Below are 3460 nucleotides of genomic sequence, written 5' to 3'. Positions count from 1 at the left end.
GTCCGGCAGGCCCTCGGCGCGGCGTAGCCGCGCGCGGGGGTGGCCACCGCGCCCGCCGTGGGCCCTCGGCGCCGCCGCGGGCCCGGCGAGCGCGGGCCGGCAACGCCGTCAACTTGCGGCAGGCCGCGGAAAACCGCTAACATAGCCGTCTTTTCGAACCCTCGCGGAGCGGTTTCATGAAGCCCGACGTCCATCCCAAATACCAGGCGGTGGTGTTCCAGGACGCCTCCAGCGATTTCGCCTTCCTGACGCGGTCGACCATGACCAGCAAGGAGACGATCAAGTGGGAGGACGGCAAGGAATACCCGCTGATCAAGGTGGATATCTCCAGCCAGTCCCACCCGTTCTACACCGGCAAGCAGAAGACCATCGACTCCGGCGGCCGCGTCGACAAGTTCCGCCGCCGCTACGCCGGCGCCAAGAAGTAAGGTCCCCGCGGGGCACGCGCCCCGCGCTCCGCGCACGGCCAGGGTCGTGGCGGAATCAGTCGCGCCGGCCGCCCGTGCCGGCGTCCGCGGTCCGGGCGGTGTGCGATAATCGCGTTTCCGCGAACGCGATCCCGCGTCCCGAGGCGTAACGCTCCGCGCGTTGCGCCGGTCCCGTGGAAAGACCGCCCGGACGGCGCCGCCCGCCGCGGCCGCGCCGTCTCCCCCAACGCCGCAAGGAGTCCGCCGTGTCCGACAAGACCGTCACGCTTACCGACGCTCAGGGCAACCGCAGCGCCTCGCTGCCACTGGTCAGCGGCACGCTCGGCCCCGACTGCATCGATATCGGCAAGCTGTACAAGGAAACCGGGCACTTCACCTACGATCCCGGCTTCGTCGCCACCGCCAGCACCAAGAGCGCGATCACCTACATCGACGGCGATCAGGGCATCCTGCTGTACCGCGGCTACCCGATCGAGCAGCTCGCGCAGCATTCCACGTTCCTCGAAGTCGCCTACCTGCTGATGAACGGCGAGCTGCCGACCCAGGGCCAGCTCGAGAGCTTCGAGCACGAGGTGACGCACCACACGATGATGCACGAGTCGCTGAAGTACTTCTTCCGCGGCTTCCATTACGACGCGCATCCGATGGCGATGCTGTGCGGCGCGGTCGCTTCGCTGTCGGCGTTCTACCACGACGACCTCGACATCAACGACCCGGACCAGCGCCGGCTGTCGGCGATCCGCATGATCGCCAAGATGCCGACCATCGCCGCCGCCGCCTACCGCTACTCGATCGGCTGGCCGTTCCGCTACCCGCGCAACAACCTCGAGTACTGCACGCGCTTCCTGCACATGATGTTCGAGGTGCCGAGCGAGCCGCTGCAGTTGAGCCCGGTCGCGGCCAAGGCGCTGGACCTGCTGTTCATCCTGCACGCCGATCACGAGCAGAACGCCTCGACCTCGACGGTGCGTCTGGTCGGCTCCACCGGCGCCAACCCCTACGCCTCGGTGGCCGCCGGCATCGCCGCGCTGTGGGGGCCGGCGCACGGCGGCGCCAACGAGGCGGTGCTGAAGATGCTCGCCGAGATCGGCGACGTGAAGAACGTCGGCAAGGCGGTCGAGCGCGCCAAGGACAGGAACTCCGGCTTCCGCCTGATGGGCTTCGGCCACCGCGTCTACAAGAACTTCGATCCGCGCGCGACGATCATCCGCGAGATGACGCACAAGGTGCTGGCCGACCTCAACATCAGCGACCCGCTGCTGGACATCGCGCTGGAGCTGGAGCAGGCCGCGCTGAAGGATCCGTACTTCATCGAGCGCAAGCTGTACCCGAACGTCGACTTCTACTCGGGCATCATCTACAAGGCGCTGCGCATCCCCACCGAGATGTTCACGGTGATGTTCGCGATCGCGCGCACCGCCGGCTGGGTGTCGCACTGGCTGGAGCAGCACGAGACGCCGGACGCCAAGATCGGCCGGCCGCGCCAGGTCTACACCGGCGCCGCGCGGCGCGATTACGTGCCGCTGGCCAAGCGCTGACGGCGGTCCCGCGCCGGCACGACGCGACGCCCCGGCTCGTGCCGGGGCGTCGTCGTTTCAGGAGCGGCGATGGCGACCGCGCGTCTAGCCGCCGGAGCGGCCGGCGCCTTCCTGCTCGAACGCGGCGATCTCGTCCTGCGCCAGCAGCGCCTCCAGCGCGGCCAGCGAGGCGCGCCGCATCGGCCGCTCGCTGTTGACGCGGTCCAGCGGCGCCTGGCGCAGCGCGTCGTGCGGCAGCACGGTGATGTCGATGGCGACGTCGTCGGCGGCGAACAGGTAGACGGGGAATTCCGCCTGGCGCTCGCGGTCGAGGCGCAGGCGCCGCGCCTGCAGCTCGAAGGGGATGCCGCGCTCGCGCAGGAAGGCGCCGACCTCGTCCGGCGCGTCGGTATGCAGGTGCAGGCACACCGCGGAATGGGCGTCGGCGGTGCCGTCCAGCACCGCGCCGACCAGGCGCGGCTCGAAGCGGGCGAAGAAGCGCAGCGCCTCGCGCGCGGCCTCGCGCCGGCGGCGCAGCTGCAGCGGCTGGTCGGCGCCCCGGAACAGGCGCTGGTGCTCGCGCAGCGCGTCCTCGATCTCGTGGTTGCGCGGCAGGCTCTGCTCGTCGCCGACGCCGAGGCGCTCGGCGGCCTTGGTCTTGGCGCGGTGGAAATCGCGGATGCCGTGCTCGCTCATCAGCCGCGCGGCTTCCAGGGCGATGCGGCGCCGGTTCTGGCGCAGCCGGTCCTGTGCGTGGATGCGGTGGATCTCGCCTTTGCGCATCTCGTGATCTCCCGGATTCGGACGTGGGATTTCCCTTGCGGGAAACGTGGGCCGTGCGATCGCGGCACGGCCGGTGGACGCGTCTACGCGGCGCTGTGGGCGACGGACCCTCCTCAGAAGATGTCGTAGGGGTGCTGCTGCTCCTGCTGGGTATTCTGCTCCTGTCCGCGTGCGCGCAGGCGGTCGAGGTCCTCGACGCGGAAGATCTCGGGGATCGCGTCCAGATCGCCGGGCGCGGCCAGCAGGCCGCTGCCGCGGTTGATCAGCGCGGTGGTGATGCCGGGCGGCATCGGCAGCGCGCTTTCCGGCACGCCGGCCAGCGCGGTGCGCATGAAGTCGATCCAGATCGGCAACGCGGCCTTGGCGCCGAACTCGCCGCGGCCCAGCGAGCCGAAGTCGTCCAGGCCCACCCAGACGGTGGCGACGAGGCGCGTGTTGAAGCCGGAGAACCAGGCGTCGCGGTGGTCGTTGGTGGTGCCGGTCTTGCCGGCGAGATCCTTGCGGCCGAGCACCTTGGCGGCGGCGCCGGTGCCGTGGTCGATCACCGATTGCATCAGCGAGGTGACCAGATAGTCGTTGCGCACGTCGATCACGCGCGGCGCGAGGCGCGGGCCGGCGGCGGGCGCCGGCGGCGCCGATGCCGCCTGGGCGGCGCCGATCGGGGCCAGCGCGGCGGCGGCGCGCGGCTCGGACGGCGGCTGCGGCGCCGGCCCGGCCTTGCCGGCCGCATCG

Annotated in this window: 3 protein-coding genes and 1 pseudogene; 2 read left to right on the top strand and 2 right to left on the bottom strand. The window is 70.8% G+C overall.

Annotation, left to right across the window (positions count from 1 at the left end; translation table 11 throughout):
* The first annotated feature begins 176 nt into the window (after nt 1-176).
* Together MBSD_RS07395 and MBSD_RS07390 are read left to right on the top strand one after the other, a co-directional pair.
* Entirely contained in the window at nt 177-428 is a 252-nt protein-coding gene (locus MBSD_RS07395) for a type B 50S ribosomal protein L31 (protein WP_062536507.1), read from the top strand.
* 245 nt (nt 429-673) lie between these two features.
* Nucleotides 674-1966, top strand: coding sequence for a citrate synthase (locus MBSD_RS07390; RefSeq protein ID WP_062536505.1), 1293 nt, complete (start codon nt 674-676; stop codon nt 1964-1966).
* 84 nt (nt 1967-2050) lie between these two features.
* On the opposite strand, the gene MBSD_RS15415 is transcribed toward MBSD_RS07390, so the two are convergent.
* Nucleotides 2051-2728 carry a hypothetical protein gene (locus tag MBSD_RS15415; protein ID WP_062536503.1) on the bottom strand — a complete coding sequence of 226 codons (678 nt, stop codon included), beginning with the start codon at nt 2726-2728 and terminating at the stop codon, nt 2051-2053.
* A gap of 113 nt (nt 2729-2841) precedes the next feature.
* Nucleotides 2842-3460: pseudogene (locus tag MBSD_RS15410) on the bottom strand (penicillin-binding protein 1A); the annotation flags it as partial.

Source organism: Mizugakiibacter sediminis, from assembly GCF_000953855.2.
Taxonomy (GTDB): domain Bacteria; phylum Pseudomonadota; class Gammaproteobacteria; order Xanthomonadales; family Rhodanobacteraceae; genus Mizugakiibacter; species Mizugakiibacter sediminis.
The sequence above is the reverse complement of the archived record's forward strand: the minus strand, read 5'-3'. Positions and strand labels throughout refer to the sequence as shown.

Excerpts from the sequence above, each read along its gene's own strand:
- MBSD_RS15415 (WP_062536503.1), bottom strand. The coding sequence starts at position 2,728 with ATGCGCAAAGGCGAGATCCACCGCATCCACGCACAGGACCGGCTGCGC.
- MBSD_RS07395 (WP_062536507.1), top strand. The coding sequence starts at position 177 with ATGAAGCCCGACGTCCATCCCAAATACCAGGCGGTGGTGTTCCAGGAC.